The sequence below is a fragment of the Enterobacter sp. SENG-6 genome, from assembly GCF_001605945.1.
GTDB lineage: Bacteria > Pseudomonadota > Gammaproteobacteria > Enterobacterales > Enterobacteriaceae > Enterobacter > Enterobacter cloacae.
The window spans coordinates 80,327-100,595 of sequence record NZ_LOMM01000009.1 but is presented as its reverse complement, the minus strand read 5'-3'; the positions used below and the strand labels follow the sequence as shown (position 1 = coordinate 100,595).

23 protein-coding genes are annotated in these 20,269 nt (G+C 49.5%); 10 read left to right on the top strand and 13 right to left on the bottom strand.

Annotation, left to right across the window (positions count from 1 at the left end; genetic code table 11):
* Nucleotides 1-210: 210 nt before the first annotated feature.
* From AX755_RS05900 to AX755_RS05895, 3 genes are all read right to left on the bottom strand, one after another.
* Nucleotides 211-732 (bottom strand): hypothetical protein, encoded by a 522-nt coding sequence (locus tag AX755_RS05900; protein ID WP_062856448.1) that lies wholly within the window; start codon nucleotides 730-732, stop codon nucleotides 211-213.
* A 72-nt stretch (nucleotides 733-804) separates the two neighbouring features.
* Nucleotides 805-972 carry a hypothetical protein gene (locus tag AX755_RS25300; protein WP_156773533.1) on the bottom strand — a complete coding sequence of 56 codons (168 nt, stop codon included), beginning with the start codon at nucleotides 970-972 and terminating at the stop codon, nucleotides 805-807.
* Nucleotides 973-1,549: 577 nt separating this feature from the next.
* Complete coding sequence (locus AX755_RS05895; RefSeq protein ID WP_062856447.1) at nucleotides 1,550-3,484, bottom strand: recombinase family protein; 1,935 nt, start codon at nucleotides 3,482-3,484, stop codon at nucleotides 1,550-1,552.
* Between the two features lie 78 nt (nucleotides 3,485-3,562).
* On the opposite strand from AX755_RS05895, the gene yeaG reads away from it, so the two are divergent.
* The 3 genes from yeaG to AX755_RS05880 all read left to right on the top strand — a co-directional run bounded on the left by yeaG (nucleotide 3,563) and on the right by AX755_RS05880 (nucleotide 7,470).
* The gene (gene yeaG, locus AX755_RS05890) at nucleotides 3,563-5,497 is read left to right on the top strand and encodes a protein kinase YeaG (RefSeq protein ID WP_062856446.1); all 1,935 of its coding nucleotides are present in this window, start codon (nucleotides 3,563-3,565) and stop codon (nucleotides 5,495-5,497) included.
* A 74-nt stretch (nucleotides 5,498-5,571) separates the two neighbouring features.
* Nucleotides 5,572-6,855, top strand: a complete 1,284-nt coding sequence (locus AX755_RS05885) for a YeaH/YhbH family protein (RefSeq protein WP_062856445.1) — start codon at nucleotides 5,572-5,574, stop codon at nucleotides 6,853-6,855.
* Between the two features lie 114 nt (nucleotides 6,856-6,969).
* Nucleotides 6,970-7,470, top strand: coding sequence for a YbaK/prolyl-tRNA synthetase associated domain-containing protein (locus AX755_RS05880; RefSeq protein WP_013097062.1), 501 nt, complete (start codon nucleotides 6,970-6,972; stop codon nucleotides 7,468-7,470).
* A gap of 21 nt (nucleotides 7,471-7,491) precedes the next feature.
* Here the strand turns inward: AX755_RS05880 and yoaI are convergent, their stop codons facing one another.
* Nucleotides 7,492-7,596, bottom strand: coding sequence for a small membrane protein YoaI (gene yoaI, locus AX755_RS25720; protein WP_224085044.1), 105 nt, complete (start codon nucleotides 7,594-7,596; stop codon nucleotides 7,492-7,494).
* A 146-nt stretch (nucleotides 7,597-7,742) separates the two neighbouring features.
* Here yoaI and AX755_RS05875 point away from each other — a divergent pair, with 146 nt between their 5' ends.
* The gene (locus AX755_RS05875; protein WP_008500737.1) at nucleotides 7,743-8,189 is read left to right on the top strand and encodes a DUF441 domain-containing protein; all 447 of its coding nucleotides are present in this window, start codon (nucleotides 7,743-7,745) and stop codon (nucleotides 8,187-8,189) included.
* On the opposite strand, the gene AX755_RS05870 is transcribed toward AX755_RS05875, so the two are convergent.
* The gene (locus AX755_RS05870) at nucleotides 8,173-8,964 is read right to left on the bottom strand and encodes an AraC family transcriptional regulator (RefSeq protein ID WP_038419134.1); all 792 of its coding nucleotides are present in this window, start codon (nucleotides 8,962-8,964) and stop codon (nucleotides 8,173-8,175) included. The genes AX755_RS05875 and AX755_RS05870 overlap by 17 nt on opposite strands.
* A gap of 99 nt (nucleotides 8,965-9,063) precedes the next feature.
* On the opposite strand from AX755_RS05870, the gene AX755_RS05865 reads away from it, so the two are divergent.
* Nucleotides 9,064-10,239: a CynX/NimT family MFS transporter gene (locus AX755_RS05865; protein WP_062856444.1), complete on the top strand. Its 1,176-nt coding sequence runs from the start codon at nucleotides 9,064-9,066 to the stop codon at nucleotides 10,237-10,239.
* Nucleotides 10,240-10,272: 33 nt separating this feature from the next.
* On the opposite strand, the gene AX755_RS05860 is transcribed toward AX755_RS05865, so the two are convergent.
* The gene (locus AX755_RS05860; protein ID WP_062856443.1) at nucleotides 10,273-10,980 is read right to left on the bottom strand and encodes a CTP synthase C-terminal region-related (seleno)protein; all 708 of its coding nucleotides are present in this window, start codon (nucleotides 10,978-10,980) and stop codon (nucleotides 10,273-10,275) included.
* Nucleotides 10,981-11,081: 101 nt separating this feature from the next.
* On the opposite strand from AX755_RS05860, the gene AX755_RS05855 reads away from it, so the two are divergent.
* Nucleotides 11,082-11,426, top strand: coding sequence for a DUF488 domain-containing protein (locus AX755_RS05855; protein ID WP_062856442.1), 345 nt, complete (start codon nucleotides 11,082-11,084; stop codon nucleotides 11,424-11,426).
* Here AX755_RS05855 and AX755_RS05850 read toward each other — a convergent pair whose 3' ends face one another.
* Nucleotides 11,427-11,732 carry a hypothetical protein gene (locus AX755_RS05850; protein ID WP_013097068.1) on the bottom strand — a complete coding sequence of 102 codons (306 nt, stop codon included), beginning with the start codon at nucleotides 11,730-11,732 and terminating at the stop codon, nucleotides 11,427-11,429.
* Nucleotides 11,733-11,812: 80 nt separating this feature from the next.
* Complete coding sequence (locus tag AX755_RS25075; RefSeq protein WP_038979863.1) at nucleotides 11,813-12,067, bottom strand: putative hemolysin; 255 nt, start codon at nucleotides 12,065-12,067, stop codon at nucleotides 11,813-11,815.
* Nucleotides 12,068-12,374: 307 nt separating this feature from the next.
* Between AX755_RS25075 and AX755_RS05840 the strand changes: the two genes are divergently transcribed.
* From AX755_RS05840 to yoaJ, 3 genes are read left to right on the top strand one after another with little or no spacing between them, the layout of a single operon-like run.
* Nucleotides 12,375-13,403, top strand: coding sequence for a sensor domain-containing diguanylate cyclase (locus AX755_RS05840; protein ID WP_062856441.1), 1,029 nt, complete (start codon nucleotides 12,375-12,377; stop codon nucleotides 13,401-13,403).
* A 45-nt stretch (nucleotides 13,404-13,448) separates the two neighbouring features.
* Nucleotides 13,449-13,547, top strand: coding sequence for a YoaK family small membrane protein (locus AX755_RS25295; protein WP_014883431.1), 99 nt, complete (start codon nucleotides 13,449-13,451; stop codon nucleotides 13,545-13,547).
* On the top strand, nucleotides 13,548-13,622 hold the full coding sequence (gene yoaJ, locus AX755_RS26035) for a protein YoaJ (protein ID WP_071830143.1): 75 nt from the start codon (nucleotides 13,548-13,550) through the stop codon (nucleotides 13,620-13,622).
* Between the two features lie 54 nt (nucleotides 13,623-13,676).
* On the opposite strand, the gene AX755_RS05835 is transcribed toward yoaJ, so the two are convergent.
* Both AX755_RS05835 and AX755_RS05830 read right to left on the bottom strand, forming a co-directional pair.
* On the bottom strand, nucleotides 13,677-13,925 hold the full coding sequence (locus AX755_RS05835; protein WP_008500746.1) for a GlsB/YeaQ/YmgE family stress response membrane protein: 249 nt from the start codon (nucleotides 13,923-13,925) through the stop codon (nucleotides 13,677-13,679).
* Nucleotides 13,926-14,204: 279 nt separating this feature from the next.
* Nucleotides 14,205-15,689 (bottom strand): sensor domain-containing diguanylate cyclase, encoded by a 1,485-nt coding sequence (locus AX755_RS05830; protein WP_045295800.1) that lies wholly within the window; start codon nucleotides 15,687-15,689, stop codon nucleotides 14,205-14,207.
* 247 nt (nucleotides 15,690-15,936) lie between these two features.
* Between AX755_RS05830 and AX755_RS05825 the strand changes: the two genes are divergently transcribed.
* A complete protein-coding gene (locus AX755_RS05825) occupies nucleotides 15,937-17,463 on the top strand; it encodes an EAL domain-containing protein (RefSeq protein ID WP_062856440.1) in 1,527 nt (508 codons plus the stop codon).
* Here the strand turns inward: AX755_RS05825 and AX755_RS05820 are convergent.
* From AX755_RS05820 to AX755_RS05810, 3 genes are all read right to left on the bottom strand, one after another.
* Nucleotides 17,441-17,686 (bottom strand): YmjA family protein, encoded by a 246-nt coding sequence (locus tag AX755_RS05820; RefSeq protein WP_038979855.1) that lies wholly within the window; start codon nucleotides 17,684-17,686, stop codon nucleotides 17,441-17,443. The genes AX755_RS05825 and AX755_RS05820 overlap by 23 nt on opposite strands.
* 71 nt (nucleotides 17,687-17,757) lie before the next feature.
* Nucleotides 17,758-18,105: a DUF1304 domain-containing protein gene (locus AX755_RS05815; protein WP_023622625.1), complete on the bottom strand. Its 348-nt coding sequence runs from the start codon at nucleotides 18,103-18,105 to the stop codon at nucleotides 17,758-17,760.
* Nucleotides 18,106-18,166: 61 nt separating this feature from the next.
* Nucleotides 18,167-20,164 (bottom strand): BCCT family transporter, encoded by a 1,998-nt coding sequence (locus AX755_RS05810; RefSeq protein ID WP_038979854.1) that lies wholly within the window; start codon nucleotides 20,162-20,164, stop codon nucleotides 18,167-18,169.
* Nucleotides 20,165-20,269 lie beyond the last annotated feature (105 nt).

Here is a 20,269-nt window from a genome sequence, read left to right as displayed (position 1 = left end):
ACGCTTCTTCATGGGGATGTCCTCATGTGGCTTATGAAGACATTACTAACATCGGGGTGTACTAATCAACGGGGAGCAGGTCAACGAGTGTGTTTTACCACTACCACAATCACCGCTGATAAACTTCATTTTATTTTTCGATAAATAGTTATACATTATATAATATCTCCATATATTTTATGGCACTACCTCTACGTAGTGCCTTTTTTATTAAATTTTGTTGGCGTGTTCTAATAGTGCCGCACTTAGTTTTTCATAATCTTTGTACTTCTCAGCGAGTTCTATCAAACGTGCCTTACGCCACTTCATATGTACTTCATGTGCTTCAAGTTCTGTGGGATAAGTACCTAAACAAATCTTTTTCCCATCAACACTACAATATGCTTTGAATTTCTTACCTGATGCTTCAACACCTTTCATGTACTTACCAGGTTTGGTACTTTTGAAGAGTTGGTTAACTTCAGGAGGAACATACATACAGTTTTGAGGTGAGTACTCTCGTGAACATGGATTTAGTATATCTTTATCAAGTTGCCAATGCTCTTCATAATTCTGTTCATGCCAATCCAAGAATAATGTTAGTTTGCTAAAACCTTCACCAATACTTACATCAGCATAATCAGGGTTATATAGCGTTCTATCGAACATATTATTGAATGCCTTGCGACCTTCTTTTAGATGAGGATAATCAATATGTTCACGTACATTTTTTAAATCATTTACTCTATCCATTTTAAGATTCCTTTCTTTTGTGATGAAACATCCTGTCTCACCATTTGCTATAACTTTATTAGGCGTACAGCATTAGCCTTTTTTCAAAATAATGAATTGCGTCAGTAGGTGCTGAAAAGCACTTGCGAGTGTTTCACGCTCGCAGACTCCACTCTTAGATAGTTCCTGCAATGCGGTTAACTGAGCGTCAGTTAATCGCACAGTTACACAATTATTTTTTACATCCTTTTTGTTTTTCATTTGTTTTTCCTTATTAAATGATTTCGATTTCGTAATAAATCCCATGTAAAAAGAACCCTACGGCGTAGGGTTTCTTTTCAATGGAAAGATAGATGAGTCACAATCTATATATTATTTATTAATATTTTTCGAAACATGCGAAATATGTGAAGACATTTTTAGTATAGGATTTTTTTCAAAATCGTTTCACGGATTTTTAAATCCTTATTGTTGATTCAATCTGGAAGTACTGAGGAAGTTGAGACAAAGCATTAAGTACTTTATACCAATATTATACCATATTTATTTTTCCCGTTTCAGGTAGTTCCTAACCCATCTATTTATTACCGGTATCTTCAAAGGTAGAGTAATGATACACAGCACCATAAAGAATATTGAACAGACTATGTACATGGGGAAAATAACTAAAATGTAAAGAATGGCTGCGAGTACTTCTATTAGAAAATTCATTTGAGGTTCCTTTTTAATTATCTTTTAGATATTTATTCGGAACCTTCAAAAAGTTGTTGAAATGAAAGGTAGTATGTGAGGGTTTGAACACTCTGTTTATTATTAATCAGCCAAGAGTGTTCATAAGTTAATCTATCCAATCAATCAAATCTTCATTCACCACGATCTCAAAATTTTCACGATTGAGTAAATTAAGATACAATCCAACATCATCCAGTGTTTTTGTACGACTAATAGCAAGTGACCACATATCTGTACCAGATGTTACTGACGCAATGAATACTGTTTTACCTTCTTCATTGACCGTATAAACACGTTCACCATTAGATTCTGAAATGACAATTTCATGTAGTACTTCACCACCACCCCGCTTATTATCAATCACAAGTACATGGGATAGGATTTCATTGAAATATTCTAACTGAACGAAAATACGTTTTCCAAAAATCCAGTACTTTACTGATTTAAGTACTAATCTTAATTCCTTTCTTAGCTTTGCACGTAGTTCAACATTCATCGGATCAAGTACTTTATTAATATCAAAGTCAAAAACAGGGATTTCTTTGATATTTTTAGCATTTAAAATATCGGATTCAATTTCTTCAATTCTATCTTGAACCTCGGTCAAACCAGTCATTAATGGTAAAGAGGTCTTCTTACCTGCTACCTTACGTTCATTAATTTTTATCTGATAGGTTTCCTCTTCCTTCTTCAGAGTAGACAATTCTTCTCGTAACGATGCAAGCAAAAGGTCAGAATCAGACTGTCCTTCCATCATTAATTTATTGAAATCGATGTTTTTGACAAGCTGAAGAATATTCTTCTCAATTCTTGTGTACTGGAAAGATTTGGCATCACAAATCTTCTTCTCTTCCCTGTTGCGACAAATGACGTATTTAGTTCTGACATGGTTATAGTGAATGGCAATGTTTCCTCCACAATTACCACACTTTAATATTTTGGGGAACAGGTTTGTGATGTAATCATCCTGAGCAATTGTTATATCTTTACGAATACGATTGGCTATACCATTCCTTGATAACTTCTCATTGACCCGTTCAAAAGTGAGATTATCGATAATCTTCATAGTAACTACTTTCTTATCGCGTAGTACTCGCAGTACATTTACAGTACTCCACCCTTTAGGCAAGCGTTTAACAATTGCCCCTGAGCCAAGTCCACTTTCATACAGTTTGAAAATTTCACGAACTACATCAGGTTCAAGTAACAGATCCTCGGCTGGCTTTTTCTTCTCCAGCATAACGCGATCCATCATCCTGTTCGCCGTTAGAAACAAGTCTTCATCAATGATTTTCGGGTACACATTTGGTACAACCTCACCATTATATCGCTCATGTTCACCCAATAAGCGGCGGTCACGTATTAGCCTTGACACTGTTACCATCTGCCACTTTTTACCGATACGCTTAACAATCTCTCCAGTACTAAGCCCTTCCCTATACCACTCGAAACACTTAACAATAAGTTCAGCCTGTTCAGGGATCACCTGATACTTGTTATCAACGTTTTTTAACCAGTTAGGCATACGATTGGAAATCACCTCTCCATTCTGTAATGCACGTAAAATTTTGTTATCCCAAGCTAACTTAGCACGTACCGACTTCATCAATGATTCATTGTGCGAGCGATGCTGTATGAGTTCCATATGGATTTTCGACATAGGATCATCTGCCCGTAACACAAGATTTGTAGAAATATCGTGGATTTCTACACCGCTGTTCACGATGTACTGGATAGTACTTTCAGCCCAACTTGAACGACGCGATAACCTATCAAGGCTAATGACTATAAGTGCGTCACCCTTACCGTACTTGCGGTTCCCCACATCTTGCAAAAATATCCCAAGTTGAGACTCAGGTGAAATATTGGCATTTTTAAATGCCGAAAGCCCCGCATCCGTTATGAAAACTCTATCATTCGTGAATTTATCAGAGTTTTTGTCTAAATAGGCAGTTAAAGAAGACCTCTGATCATCCAATCCATTCCCCATTTCGACTTGCTGAATGCTTGATACTCGCTCATAACAAATAGGACGGAGCATTTTTTTATCCCGTTGAAGAATTACGCTAAAAGTGCTGATTCGCAAATGTTCCCAGATTATACAAAAGGACGGCATGCCATGAATATATTCGATCACTATCGCCAGCGCTATGAAGCTGCCAAGGACGAAGAGTTCACACTGCAGGAGTTTCTTACCATCTGTCGGCAAGATCGCAGTGCCTATGCCAACGCGGCAGAACGGCTATTGATGGCTATTGGTGAGCCAAACATGGTTGATACTGCCCAGGAACCACGGCTTTCCCGTCTCTTTTCGAATCGGGTGGTCGCCCGATACCCGGCGTTTGAAGAGTTCTATGGCATGGAAGATGCCATCGAGCAAATCGTCTCCTACCTGAAGCATGCTGCTCAGGGTCTGGAAGAGAAGAAACAGATCCTCTATTTACTCGGCCCGGTGGGTGGCGGTAAATCGTCGCTGGCTGAACGGCTGAAATCGCTGATGCAGCGCGTGCCTATCTATGTACTGAGCGCCAACGGTGAACGCAGCCCGGTGAACGACCATCCGCTGTGCCTGTTTAACCCGCAGGAAGATGCGCAAATTCTGGATAAAGAGTACGGCATTCCGCGTCGTTATCTCGGCACCATCATGTCGCCGTGGGCGGCGAAACGCCTGCATGAGTTTGGTGGCGATATCACCAAATTCCGCGTCGTGAAAGTGTGGCCATCCATTCTGGAGCAGATCGCCATCGCCAAAACGGAACCGGGTGATGAGAACAACCAGGACATCTCGGCGCTGGTCGGTAAAGTCGATATCCGTAAGCTGGAAAATTACGCCCAGAATGACCCGGATGCCTACGGCTACTCCGGCGCACTGTGCCGGGCAAACCAGGGCATCATGGAATTCGTCGAGATGTTTAAAGCACCCATTAAAGTGCTGCATCCACTGCTGACGGCCACCCAGGAGGGGAACTACAACGGGACGGAAGGTATCTCTGCCCTGCCGTTCAACGGCATCATCCTGGCGCACTCGAACGAATCAGAGTGGGTCTCCTTCCGTAATAACAAAAACAATGAGGCGTTCCTTGACCGTGTGTACATCGTCAAAGTGCCTTATTGCCTGCGGATCTCCGAAGAGATCAAAATTTACGAAAAACTGCTTAACCATAGTGAGCTAATGCATGCCCCATGCGCACCGGGCACGCTGGAAACGCTGTCGCGCTTCTCCATCCTGTCGCGTCTGAAAGAGCCGGAAAACTCCAGCATCTACTCCAAAATGCGCGTGTATGACGGGGAAAGCCTGAAAGATACCGACCCGAAAGCGAAGTCGTATCAGGAGTACCGCGATTACGCGGGTGTCGACGAGGGCATGAACGGTCTGTCCACGCGTTTCGCGTTTAAGATCCTCTCCCGCGTGTTTAACTTCGACCATGCGGAAGTGGCGGCCAACCCGGTCCACCTGTTCTATGTGCTGGAGCAGCAGATTGAACGCGAGCAGTTCCTACAGGAGCAGGCGGAACGTTACCTTGAGTTCCTGAAAGGTTATCTGATCCCGAAATATGCCGAGTTCATTGGCAAAGAGATCCAGACGGCCTACCTGGAATCCTATTCAGAATACGGCCAGAACATCTTTGACCGTTACGTCACTTATGCTGACTTCTGGATCCAGGATCAGGAGTATCGCGACCCGGATACCGGACAGCTGTTTGACCGTGAATCCCTGAACGCGGAGCTGGAAAAAATAGAGAAGCCTGCCGGGATCAGCAACCCGAAAGACTTCCGTAACGAAATTGTGAACTTCGTACTGCGTGCCAGAGCGCATAACAACGGTCGTAATCCGAACTGGACCAGCTACGAGAAACTGCGCACGGTCATCGAGAAGAAAATGTTCTCTAATACCGAGGAGCTGTTACCCGTCATTTCGTTTAACACCAAAACCTCAACTGACGAGCAGAAAAAACACGACGATTTTGTCGACCGTATGATGGAAAAAGGCTACACCCGCAAACAGGTTCGTTTGCTTTGCGAATGGTATCTGCGCGTACGGAAATCGTCTTAAAACAAGTGCCCGGTAGCGTTTAACGCTCACCGGGCCGACAAAATGCAAGTTGGCAAATGCAGTACGGGGGGTATATGACCTGGTTTATTGACCGGCGTCTGAACGGCAAAAACAAGAGCATGGTGAATCGCCAGCGCTTCTTGCGCCGTTACAAAGCGCAAATTAAACAGTCGATCTCCGAGGCCATCAACAAACGCTCGGTAACCGACGTCGACAGCGGCGAGTCTGTCTCCATCCCCACCGATGACATCAGCGAACCGATGTTTCATCAGGGGCGTGGCGGCCTGCGCCATCGCGTACACCCAGGTAATGACCACTTCGTTCAGAACGACAGAATCGAGCGCCCACAAGGAGGCGGCGGCGGTTCTGGAAGCGGTCAAGGACAGGCCAGTCAGGATGGTGAAGGCCAGGATGAATTCGTCTTTCAGATCTCAAAAGATGAATATCTCGACCTGCTCTTTGAGGATCTGGCGCTGCCTAATCTGAAAAAGAACCAGCACCGTCAGCTTAACGAATACAAAACCCATCGCGCGGGTTATACCGCAAACGGCGTACCGGCCAATATCAGCGTCGTTCGTTCGCTGCAGAACTCGCTGGCGCGGCGCACGGCCATGACGGCCGGTAAACGGCGGGAACTGCGCGAACTGGAAAGCAGCCTGAAGGTGGTAGAAAACACAGAACCAGCGCAACTGCTGGAAGAGGAGCGCCTGCGTAAAGAGATTGCCGAGCTGAGGGCGAAGATTGAGCGGGTACCGTTTATTGATACCTTCGACCTGCGCTATAAAAACTTCGAAAAACGGCCGGAGCCTTCGAGCCAGGCTGTCATGTTCTGTCTGATGGACGTCTCCGGTTCAATGGACCAGGCCACCAAGGATATGGCGAAGCGTTTTTACATTCTGCTCTATCTGTTCCTGAGCAGAACCTATAAGAACGTGGAAGTGGTTTATATTCGCCACCACACCCAGGCCAAAGAGGTGGATGAACATGAGTTCTTCTACTCGCAGGAGACCGGCGGCACCATCGTATCGAGCGCCCTGAAGCTGATGGATGAGGTGGTGAAAGAGCGTTACGATCCGGCTCAGTGGAACATCTATGCTGCGCAGGCGTCGGATGGCGACAACTGGGCGGATGATTCGCCGCTGTGTCACGACATTCTGGCGAAGAAAATTTTGCCGGTGGTGCGTTACTACAGCTATATCGAAATCACGCGTCGTGCTCACCAGACGCTGTGGCGTGAATATGAACATCTGCAATCGATGTTCGATAACTTCGCCATGCAACACATCCGTGACCAGGATGATATCTATCCGGTGTTCCGGGAGCTGTTCCACAAGCAATCGGCCACCAGCAATGCCTGACCCCACAGCCAGCGACACGCTGGCTGTTTTCTTTCCGTTTCGTCCATCCCCTTCGCAAAAAGATCTGTGCTACTGTTGGAAACTGCGTATTGGCAGATAACAGGTAAACTGACTATGTCTGATGAGGTTAAGGGTACTGCTACCCACCAGCAACTCATTTCGCTGTTAACGCAGCAAGGTGCGCGCTTTCGCGTGATGGAGCACGAGGCCGTAGGAAAATGCGAAGCGGTAAGCGAAATCCGCGGAACCGATCTGGGGCAAGGCGCAAAAGCGCTGGTCTGCAAAGTGAAGGGAAACGGCGTAAAAAAACACGTTCTGGCGATCCTGGCCGCTGACCAGCAGGCCGACCTGAGCCAGCTTGCCAGCCATTTCGGCGGCTTAAAAGCCTCTCTCGCAAGCCCGGCTGAAGTCGATCATTTGACCGCCTGCGTGTTTGGCGCTATCCCACCGTTTAGCTTCCATCCGGATCTGACGCTGGTCGCCGACCCGCTCCTGTTCGAGCGTTTTGACGAAATCGCGTTCAATGCCGGTCTGCTGGAAAAATCCGTGATCATGGATACCCAGGATTATCTGCGCATTGCCCGCCCTGAACTGGTGACGTTTCGTAAAGCGTGACCGTGATGGCTGACGCCTCTGTCAGCCTCTCTTTTCCAGAAACAGAACTGATGCGATCAAAATCACCGCAATAGCGAAAAACGATGAGGAGATAACCAGCGTTTCAACAAACATGTGATCGTTCATCTTTAGCGACCCTTTGCGATGCCTGATGCCGTTTTATCCCCTGCAAATGACACGGATATGACAATCTCCTATTTTTTTTAAAACACTGTCGTTAGCCGTTTTTCCGCGTAAAGTAAGCAGGCTTACTATTCTGGCAAGGACTCCTCATGTTTGACCCTACTCTGCTCATTCTTCTGGCACTCGCTGCACTCGGCTTTATCAGCCATAACACCACCGTCGCCATCTCGATCCTGGTGTTGATCATTGTGCGCGTCACCCCGTTAAACACTTTTTTCCCGTGGATAGAAAAACAAGGCCTGACGATCGGGATAATCATTTTGACCATTGGGGTGATGGCCCCCATTGCCAGCGGCACGCTTCCGGCCTCAACGCTGCTGCACTCGTTTGTTAACTGGAAATCACTGGTGGCTATCGCGGTGGGGATTTTCGTGTCATGGCTGGGTGGTCGCGGCGTCACGTTGATGAGCAGCCAGCCCTCGCTGGTGGCTGGCCTGCTGGTGGGAACGGTGCTTGGCGTGGCGCTCTTTCGCGGCGTTCCGGTGGGCCCGCTCATTGCCGCCGGGCTGGTTTCGCTGTTTATTGGGAAGTCGTAGTCAGGCTGGCAATATAGCGCGCGGGCGTTTGCCCCAGCCCCTTTTTAAACATCGTAATAAAGGCGGTGGTGGAGTCATAACCAAGTGACTGCGCCACCTGCTGAACTGACTTCCCGCCAATCAGCAGCTGCAACGCCACAATCAACTGCAGCTGATGACGCCAGCGGCGAAAGCTTAAGCCCGTCTCTTTGACCACCAGCCGCGCCAGGTTGCGCTCACTCATGGCAAAGTGGCTCGCCCATTGCGCCAGCGTCTGCCACGCGGCGGGCTCTTCCGCCATCTTTTCGCTCATCAACCGAATTTTAGGATGAGGGGAAACGGGCAGCTGTAAATGCTCCTGCCGCTGGAGCGGCAGTTCATCAAACAGCACATCCACCAGACGCGAGGTGGTGGCAAGCGGCAGTTGCTCACGCGTTTTTCCCGCCAGCGACAGAATCAGCTCCCGCACCAGCGGCGATATTTTCAGGGTACAGCACCGGTCCGGCAGACTGACGGCACCAGGTTCAATAAACAAAAAGCAGAGCTGCGCGCCTGGCGTGGCCCTGTTGCTGTGGGGCATCTGCCCGGGGATCCACACGGCATACTGGGGCGGTACCATCAGCATGGCATTTTCTACCTCACAGGTGATTGCACCACCCAGCGCCAGAATCAGCTGCCCTTTGCGGTGCTGATGGAGCGGAATATATTGCTCCTGCGCTACCACGCGGATGCGAAACGCGACCGCGGCATCGAATTGGCTATCGGGATCGTAGCCGTCGAGTCCCAGACCGTTCATCAGGTTGTCCGATATTAGCGATAAACTGTCATTTTAGCCTGATTTCAACCACGGCGAAAATCGGTATTGTGTGCGCTCGCCTGAACGTATGAGAAAACAATGACTACTGCTACTCGCAAAGGCGCGCTGCTGATCGCCGGCATTCTGATGATTGCCACGACGCTTCGCGTCACCTTTACCGGCGCAGCGCCGCTGCTCGATACCATTCGCCTTGAATATGGATTAACCACCGCGCAAAGCGGCCTGCTAACCACCCTGCCGCTATTAGCGTTTGCCCTTGTCTCGCCGCTTGCCGCGGGCGTAGCACGGCGTATCGGCATGGAGCGCAGCCTGTTCCTCGCCCTGCTGCTGATCTGCGCCGGGATTGTCGTGCGCTCTCTGCCCTCCGCGGCCCTGCTGTTTACCGGTACGGCGGTGATAGGTTGCGGGATCGCGCTCGGGAATGTGCTGTTACCGGGCTTAATCAAACGCGACTTTCCCGGCCAGGTTGCCCGCCTTACCGGGGCCTATTCCCTGACGATGGGCGTTTCGGCGGCGCTCGGTTCGGCGCTGATTGTTCCTCTCGCCCAGGGAGCCGCAGGCTGGCATGGCGCGCTGCTAATGCTGATGATCTTTCCCCTGCTGGCGCTGCTGCTCTGGCTGCCACAGTGGCGCCAGAAGCAGGTCGCCACAGTGACCGGTGCAGGAGCGCTGCACAACCGCGCCATATGGCGTTCTGCCCTCGCCTGGCAGGTGACGCTCTTTCTCGGCATTAACTCGCTGATTTACTACGTCATCATCGGCTGGTTACCCGCGATATTACTCAGCCACGGCTACAGCGAAGCGCAGGCAGGCTCCATGCACGGGCTCTTACAGCTGGCCACGGCCATTCCGGGCCTTGCCGTGCCGCTGATCCTGCATCGCCTGAACGATCAGCGCGGGATCGCCGGTGCCGTAGCCCTGATGTGCGCAGTGAGTGCGGCCGGTTTCTGGTTTGCACCGGATTTGGCAGTCGTGTGGACGCTGGTGTTTGGCTTTGGCACCGGAGCAACGATGATCCTCGGTCTGACGTTCATCGGCCTGCGCGCCAGCTCTGCCCATCAGGCGGCGGCACTGTCCGGTATGGCGCAGTCGATTGGTTATCTGCTGGCCGCCTGCGGGCCTCCGCTGATGGGGAAAATTCACGATACCGCCGGTGACTGGCAGATCCCCCTTCTGGCCTGCGCGCTGGCCTCGGTGGTGATGGCCATCTGCGGCATGCTTGCCGGGCGCGACCGGGAGATCACGCCCCGCTAAAAACAGTGGCAGACCTGACGGTCTGCCTGTTATTTATCCCCGTGCCGCACGCAGCATCGCCTGTACCAACACCACCGGACGCCCCGCCAGCGCTGCACGCTCGTGCTGGAATAAGGTAATCACGAAGAACGGATGGGTGACCAGCTCTGCGGCACGGATTTCCCCCTGCTCGTCCCAGCCCGTCACGCGCATATCACCGCTCTCCAGCTCCTGCGCAAATTCCGGCGATACGCCGTAGTTGCAGTGATATCCCTCTTCAATTTCCGGCTTGCCGTAGGCTTTCGCAATAAGCGTGTTGTTGCGCAGTTCAATCGCATCGGTTTTTTCCACCAGCGAGCAGGTCAGCGGCGCAATCACCATTGAGCCTTCGGTGTCCGTTTCGGCGTGCGCCGCATCGCTCCAGCCGAGCACATTACGCGCATACTCAATCAATGCATGCTGGAAACCGCCGCAGGTGCCGAGAAACGGAATGCTGTTTTCGCGCGCGTAGCGTGCAGCGATAAAGGCGGCTTCGGTGTTTTTGTAGGGGCTTGCAGGAACCAGCCAGATGGCATCGTAACCCACCAGGTCTTCAGGGCTGGTCAGCTCCGTCGTCGCAAGCCAGTCGTAATCAGCGATGAGATCCAGTACTGCAGCAGCATCATCAATGGCCAGCGGGATCGCCTGGTGCGCAATCACATCGGGATTGTAATCGCCAACCAGCGCAATGCGCAGCGTCGTTTTAACCGGGAGGTGTTCCATGAAAGGTTCCTTATGCCAGAGTATTATCAGATAACATAAGGAACCTCAGACTACCGATCTTCTGCAATAATCACAATACCTTAAATTGGGAGGGGGAAATGATGATTCAGTGCAAGCGCGTCTATGAACAGGCAGCCCCGGAGGATGGTTATCGGGTGCTGGTGGACAGACTGTGGCCGCGAGGGGTGAAAAAAGCAGACCTTGTGCATAATGAATGGTGCAAGGCGCTCACGCCTTCTGACGGGTTACGTAAGGCCTTTCACAGTGAAACCATTGATTTCGCTGCCTTCAGCCAGGCGTATCAGGAAGAGCTGGCGCAGCATAAAGACGAAGGTTTGCGTCTTGCAACCCTCGCCAGACAGCAAACCTTAACCCTTCTCTACGCCGCGAAAAATACCAAACAGAATCACGCAATGGTCTTAGCCGACTGGCTGCGCCATTTGTGATTAGCTGGCCGTCAGCGCATCGAAGGTTTGCGGTGCCTCATCCGGCGTGAGCGGCAGCAGATGTTCGGCGCGCACAAACGCAAAACCGTGCTGATTATCAAAGGCGTAGACATCGCCCGTCACCAGCCAGAGCGCGCGATCCGCTGTCGCAGGCAGTTGCGTCATCACGCCATTGACCGGGTTAACGAAGCGCTGGCCGGGCTGGCAAAGGCCAAACAACTCAACGGATTTACCCACATTGCGACGGCCTGAGGCCGTGCGGGCACCAATGATCAACGCCATGCTGCCCGGTTTAAGCTGAAACATACTTCTCTCACGATAACGGTGGCCAGAAACTGGCTAAGAATAATCCTAAAGAGAAGTGTATCGCAATCTTTGTCCTGCTGTCACCTGGCGGGTTGCGGATGATCGCGGCGGTAGAGCTCCCATTCGTCGATCACTTCGCCACCGGGCAATTTACACTCCGTACGCACGCCCTGCGGGCTCTGGATTGGGATCTGCTCTCCCCCTTTTTCCAGACAATAGACAGAGGCAGGGTTAGCCATCCCCACCCTATGCGGCGGCGGTGGGGCAACAGGTGGAGACGTTTTTGTGGTACAGGCCGCCAGGGGTAGCGCGAGAGCCAAAAGCAGAAATCTCATCGTGTTGATCCTTTTTACATCATCAGAAGATAAGGGTAACGGGTCGCCGTCGCTTTCTCCATCATTTCTCCATTTTAACTGCACTTTTCAACACTATAGTGAGGCGTGTTCTCCTTATGACCAGAGAACATCATTCCGTAATCAAGATGTCTTTGCCCCGGTCTCAACAACGGGGCCTTTTTCTCCCCTGCCTGCTTCTGGTGGATATATAAAATTTTCACCATTCATGTTTTACTATGGCTGAAGTCGAAATTTTCAGCATAACATGCAGATGCAGACGTCTTGTGCATGGGAGTCAACCTACGTCATGTCAGATATCATCCTGGCCCGAGTGTCAGAAACGCTCACCACGGAACAATCCCTTGAAAGTCTCGTTCGCCAGTTGCTGGAGATGCTGGAACTTGTGACCGAAATGGAGTCGACCTACCTGACGAAGGTCGATATCAATGCCCGTCTTCAGCATATTTTGTATGCCCGAAACAGTAAGCAGATGCAGATCCCGGAGGGACTAAGCGTGCCCTGGGGCGATACATTGTGCAAACGTGCGCTGGACAGTGACACCATTTTCAGTAACGAGGTTTCTGAACGCTGGGCGGATTGCGACGCCGCGAAAGCGCTCGGTATTACCACGTACATGAGCGTGCCGGTTCACCTGGCGGATGGTTCCCTGTACGGCACGCTCTGTGCGACCAGCACGGAAAAGAAGCTGCTCAGTGAACGCGGCGAACACGTGCTAAAACTCTTTGCCGGGCTGATTGCCCAGTATATTCAGAAAGAGTCGTTGCTTTCTCAACTTCAAGAAGCGAATGCAGCGCTCATCGCCTATTCCTTTACCGACGTTCTCACCGGTTTACCCAACCGCCGCGCCATCTTTGAAGATCTCAACACCCTGTTTTCTTTAGGCCGCCACCTTAAACGCAACGTAATTATCGCTTTTATCGATCTGGATGATTTTAAACGGATTAACGACCTGTACGGGCATGAAGCAGGCGATCAATTCCTCATTGAAGTCGGCAAACGTCTGTCAGATGAAAAGACCGAAGACGAGATTATCGGCCGCCTGGGGGGCGATGAGTTCCTGGTAGCCTGCCTGAGTAAAGCGGAAAATCAGGCTGATGAGGGTCAGATTAACCAGCTCAGGGCACGGCTTCGCGACCGCATTGCCGGCCAATACGGGTTGGGCAGTGTGAGTATTGTGTACCCGGGTGCAAGCCTGGGAGTTGTCGAAGTTGATCCTGCCGGGATGGATCCGGACAGCGCATTACGCGTCGCGGATGTTGCGATGTATCAGGATAAAAAGGGTAAAGGCAAAACGCGCTTTCACGTTTTGGATTAACCCCGTACACTCTACGGCATTCTGAAAACCAAAACAGGTGATGGCATGAGAATAGGGATCCTCTTCCCGGTCGTTATTTTTATAACGGCGGTGGTTTTTTTAGCATGGTTTTTTGTCGGTGGTTACGCGGCTCCGGGAGCATAAATGAGAAAAACCACCCTCATTATGCTGCTCGTCGCCATCGTCGCCGTTGCTGGCACGCAATTTGGCTGGTGGTAACACCGCAACGTAAAAAGGCCGCCATCTGGCAGCCTTTTTTAACGCTTATCAAACTTAGCTTTTGATTTTTCTGTAGATAAACAGAACAACCAGCGCGCCGATCACGGCGACAGCAAAACTGCCGAAGTTGAAACCGTCAACTTTGCCAAACCCGAACAGCGTACTGATCCAGCCGCCGACGACCGCGCCGACAATACCCAGTATCACGGTAACGATAAAACCACCGCCATCTTTGCCCGGCATGATCCACTTCGCCAGAATACCCGCAATAAGCCCAAAGATAATCCAGGATAAAATTCCCATAACTTTCCTCTCTGTATGGTTTTTGTCATTAAATCAACGACACAAAAAGGATAGCACAGGATCCGGGAAAGGAAATTTGTGATTAGTATCACAGCGAGAGAGCGCGCATTTAGTATCCAAAACCGCACCACACGAAATGTGGGGTTGCAACTTAAGATGAGAAAGATTATCTTTCTCAACACTGAATAGTTGAGTTAAACGCTCAGGTATTCAGTACGACATTGCTCACATTGCTTCCAGTATTTTTGCCCACGCTTTAGTGGGCATTTTTTTGCCCGCTTACACGGCGATAAAGGCATAGCGGTTGCGTCCTGCGCGTTTTGCCTGATAGAGCGCCTGGTCAGCCGCAATAATAATGTTCTGCTGGCTGCCTGCAATGTCAACGGCACGTGCGGTTGACACCCCGACGCTGACCGTTACCCGTCCAAAGGGGCTAAAGGCATGCTCAATATGCAGTGAAAATACATTGCGGATGATCGTCTGGGCCAGGCGGATGGCTTCCTGAATATCGGCGTCTGGCAGGATCAGCGCAAACTCTTCGCCGCCATAACGCGCCACAAGCTGGTTGTTGCGGGTGAGGCTCTCTCTGAGGCTATTCCCCAGTAGGGTAAGGCATCGGTCTCCTTCTGGGTGACCGTAGTTATCATTGTATTTTTTGAAATAATCGACATCGACAATGAGGATAGAAATTGGCGTGTCGTTATCCGCACACGTGGCGATTTCAGACAGAATTTTTTCATCAAACGTGCGGCGGTTGAAAAGCCCCGTCAGCGCATCTTCAGAGGCTATTATCTTGAGCTCTTTGTTATCTCTGGTTTTTCTGGACAGATCCGAATAGAGGAAATAAGACGCGACGATAAGCGCCACGGTAAAAATAAGAATGAGTACGGCGAGCTGAATGGCCTGCTTACGCCAGGCTGCAAGTGCTTCTTCTTTACTCACTGCAACGGTGGTAACCAATCCGTAACGTTTGTTTTTCTCAAAAGCGAAAATGCGTTCGACTTTATCAAACCGCGAAACCGAGCTGGCAATCCCTGAATTTTGTACCTTCAGGTATTCTCTGAACAGGGGTGAGTCTGAAACAATCGCGCCAATGTAGTTATTTTTAAACGGATAACGAACCAGCAACACGCCGGATTGTGTCGTGAGGCCAATGACACCAGCATGGCCAATATTAATCTGCCCGTACAGTGCCAGAAAATTTTCGATTCCAAGCGTCACCACGACAACGCCGTTAAAGTCTCCGGTCTGCGTTTCAAGCCGTCGACTGATCGTAATCACCCATTTCCCGTTCGTTCTGCTCACGACCGGCTGGCCAATAAAAATCTGCTGACTTTTATTTTCCTTGTGATAGATAAAAAACGATCTGTCAGCCCCTTTTCGCGGCCCGGAAAAACGTCCGTACAATGCCGTAAAGATGTCACCATTGACATCGTAAATAACCACATTGTTAATCTGGCTAAGAAGATTATCCTGATTTTCTATTATCCGCTGAATATTGGTCGCCTGTTCCGGGGTCATACCATAAATGTCGATCATGTCTGAAATGGTGGTGATCAGCATTTCGCTTTGACGCATGATCCCCTCAGTATAAACATCCAGGGTATGGCTCAGGTTAGCAACGCCGGTATTAATTTGCTGAATTGACTGCTGTCTGGACGTGGTAATTTGGACCGCAAGCGACAACGAGATGATCAACGAGACAATGATGACAGTAATGGTTGTTGTGTAAAAAGTATTTTTCACATGCACGAGCTTTTCCACCTTATCACGCCTGACATCCCTGGCTGACAACTCGTGTCACTGTAACAAAGGTCAGGATAAGAGGAAAATAAATTGCACTTAAGCGCACAATAAGAAGCGGTTATTATTTTGCTTCACTAAAATTTGCGTCAGGGTTATTACGGAGATCCCTGGCACCTGCCGCTCTCCCCCGTGAGTACCAGGCTTGTACCCTGCCCCGGCTGTGTTAAGATTCACCCCATCAGGGAGCTGACAGGATAACCGGAAAATGAAAAAAATCATTGCCGTTGCTATCGTATCAACGATTCTGGTCATTCTGTCTCTGTATGCGGTGAATGGGGTTATCATCAGCCAGCAGAAGGATAAACAGCGTGAGATCGCCCAGACGCTTTTGCACTATTCCGAAGGATTATCCGAAAGCATCGCGCTGGCCCTTAAAGAGGTAACAACCCGAGGCTGCGATCAAACCAGCCTTGATCGCTACAGAAAGCTAAAACTCGACAGCCCCTATTTTTCCGATATCGGTTTTGTTGAAAATGGGCAAGTCGTCTGTACTGCCTTTTGGGGTAAGCTCGCCACTCCAGTCCCTCTACCAACAGAACTCCATAAAACACCAAGAGGCTTTCTGTTAGCGCAGTTTTCGAGAAAAGATTTTTTCACTGGCAACGCGGCAATCTATAATAATGTGATTATTTTCACCTCGCGTTATGCCTACGATAAATTCATGCCGGTTACGGCAAACTATGCGCTGAGTACCACGACGAAAGATTTCGACCGAACTTTTTTCTCGGTTAAGCCAGATGTCATAAAACACCACTGGCCAGATTCAGCGCTATTTACCCTGATCCTGACGCAGTGCAGCACGCGATGGGACATATGCGTTACGGTGAAGCATTACGACGCGGGCCTGGCTTCGCTCCCCGTTGTGGTGTTTATTCTTCTGACGACTATTTTGTGTTTTATCTGGACCGCAATCTCGTTGTTTTTCATGCGCATTTACGAAGATCGCTTCTCACTGGAGCGAACGCTGGTTAAGGCGGTAAAAAACAATTCTATCAGCGTTAACTACCAGCCGATTATACGTATCCAGGATAAAAGCATTGTCGGGGTAGAAGTGCTGTCGAGATGGCGCGATTATCATCGCACCGATGTTTCTCCGGAACTGTTTATTCCTTTAATTAAGAAAATTGGGCTGTACCGACAGTATTATATTAATATTATTGAAAAATCGCTGTCTGAGATCGCACCGCTTGCCATTAAACATCAGCTGATGATTTCGCTAAACGTTGGGCGAACAGAGATTGAAGATGGACAGTTTATCCAGACGTTACGTCGTGAATGTGCATTTAATCACATCCCCCTGTCTTTGATAAAAGTGGAACTTTCAGAAAAAGCGGTATCCAGTGCGGATATTCTGGAAGGGTTTTGTCTGGAGCTGAAAAAACTTGGGGTGAGAATATCGATAGACGATTTCGGCGTGAAAAACTCAAACCTGGACCGACTCTCTCTGCTGGAATATGACGAAATCAAAATCGATAAGTCGCTGGTGGACGGTATCAATGAACATTATAAGCAGAATATTTTTGCTATTTTTTGCGATGCGCTTGCCAGGCTCAACAAAACGCTCGTTTTCGAAGGGGTGGAAAGTGAAACCCAGTATCGTTTTATTGCGGACAGGTATCCTGACGCTCTGATCCAGGGGTGGTACTTCTCAAAATCACTGACACGCAGTGAACTGGCGAAGAAACTTACGATGAGAATGCCCTTGCGGGCTACTCGTTCCCCCACTGATTAAGGAAATTCGCAATATCATCGATGCGTGCCGAGCGGATCCCCGCCTCACTGGCCATTTCCTGCTGGGCTTCCTCACTGATTTCCTCGTTGTTCGTTAACCGCGTCAGCAGCAGCTGGAAATAGTACGCCAGCGCGTCATGCTCTGACTCACTGACTGGCTCAGCGGTTTCCGTCGAATACTCATCGACGATGTCATAATATTTAAGCGGAATATCGTTGTTCATAAACAGTCTCTCGTCTGTCATTTAGCGGGTGATGCACCGAGTATAGCGGACGCATTACGTTGACCAAAGTATTAGATAAGCAGCGCAAGTAAGGCAGCGAGAGCCGGCATAGCCTGAACATAGAGGATTTTTCGACTGGCAGTCGCTGCGCCAAAAATTCCGGCAAGTAGCACGCAGCTCAGGAAAAAGACGGTCACAGGGACACCGCGCTCTCCGAGCCAGAGTCCCCAGAGCAGACCCGCCGCCAGAAAACCGTTATACAGCCCCTGATTCGCAGCCAGTACGCGGGTGTCTCGCGCAAAATCGGGCGTGAGATTGAAAGCCTTGTGCCCGGTTTTGGTGTTCCACAGGAACATCTCCAGCACCAGAATATAGAGATGGATTAACGCAACAATAACGATAAGTACAGTGGCTAACATGAGGCTGTCTCACACAGTCAGTGGCAAAATAAATGCCGTCCCATCGGACGGCATTTTGGTATTAACGAACCAGATGCAGGAAGTGCAAATGTTTTTCGTACTGGTCCAGTATGTCATTGATAAGCTGTTCCTGATTCCAGCCCATCACATCATAGTTCTGACCGCCCTCTTTCAGATACACTTCAGCGCGATAATAGCGGTGTTGCTCTGCCTGTTGCTCGTCATTATCCATAGCGGCAAGAGCAAAAGTTGGCGAATTATAGCCACGTAGCCTCACTTCATAAATAAAGTTCAGCTCATTGCCTAAATCAACTTCAAGCCGGAGACGATCGTCAGCCGCATCATTGATATGACTCAACGTCCCCTGCTTGTTCAGTTCTTCCTGAACCAACGTCATGGCAGGCTGGATAACGTCGTCCATAAACCGTTTCACCAGAGAACGTTTCGGCAGATAGGCAATATTGCGCAACCTTCTCTGCCACGGAATAGGGTTACGTGCGGCAGTCGGCGCAATCGTCGCCATGCTCAGACTTTCACGTTTGGTCAAATCCCGACGCAGGGCTTTTAACAGTCCGTATATTGAGATCAATAAGATCACGGAGAACGGTAATGCGCTCGCTATTGTCACGGTTTGCAGCGCGCTTAGCCCACCCGCAATCAGCAGTGCAATGGCCACAATCCCCATAAGCGAGGCCCAGAAAATTCGTTGCCATACAGGCGTATTAGCGACGCCACCCGATGCCAGCGTATCCACAACCATCGCCCCGGAGTCAGCCGAGGTGACAAAGAAGACAATGACCATCGCCATTGCAATAAATGACAACACTGAGGAAAACGGGAAATGTTCAAGGAAATTAAACAGGGCCAGCGCGACATCCTGCTGGACGGTATTTGCCAGGTCTGTTGCTCCCTGATTCATGATGAGATAAATGGCGCTGTTACCAAACACCGTCATCCACATGAGGGTAAAACCTGCGGGAACAAACAGCACGCCCGTAACAAACTCACGAATTGTCCTGCCACGGGATACGCGCGCGATGAACATACCGACAAACGGCGACCAGGAAAGCCACCATCCCCAGTACAACAGCGTCCAGCCACCAAGCCAGTTGCTTGATTTCGGTTCGTAGGCGTAAAGGTTAAAGGTTTTACTCACTAATTCCGAAAGATAACCGCCGGTATTTTCGACAAAAGATTTCAGTAAAAGTACGGTTGGTCCAAGACACAGCACAAGCGCCAGAAGTAAAACAGCCAGACCCAGATTGAGTTCAGAGAGGATACGTATTCCCTTGTCCAGACCGGACACCACTGAAATCGTCGCTAACCCCGTGATGACCACAATCAGAATGACCTGCACCGTTTCATTGATGGGCACCCCAAAAAGATGGTTCAGACCGGCATTAACCTGCAAAACACCGTAACCCAGCGATGTGGCAACGCCAAAGACCGTCCCTATCACCGCAAAAATATCGACTGCATGGCCGACAGGACCGTAGATGCGATCGCCGATGATGGGATAGAGTGCGGAACGCAGCGTTAATGGCAAACCGTGACGGTAGCTGAAGAATGCCAGAATCAGCGCCACTATGGCATAGATGGCCCATGCATGCAGTCCCCAGTGGAAGAACGTCAGGCGCATGGCTTCTTTCGCTGCGGCTACGGTTTCAGGGGTGCCGACGGGTGGCGAAAGGTAATGCATTACCGGTTCGGCAACGCCAAAGAACATCAGGCCGATCCCCATCCCTGCCGAAAACAGCATCGCAAACCAGGAATGGTAGCTGAAATCAGGCTGGGCATGATCCGGCCCCAGTTTGATATCACCGTAACGCGAAAGACCGAGGAAAGTAACACTCAGTAAAATCAGGGCGACAGCAAGAATGTAGAACCAGCTGGCATTGGTGAATATCTGTTGCTGCAGGAGTTTGAATTTTTTGTCGGCCAGATCCGGGAATACTGCGGCAAAGGCGACAAGAAGGAAAATTAACAAAGCAGATGTGAAGAATACCGCTTTGTTAATCTGGCTTGTAGACTTCTTTGGGATAGTATCATTTTCACTCATAATCAGTTCATTCCATTATCGTAGACCGCCCCGGTTGAGAGGCGTTACCTCTCATAGGGTAGCAAAATTCAACACCCCAGGGGGACAATAATCTGAATGAATGTC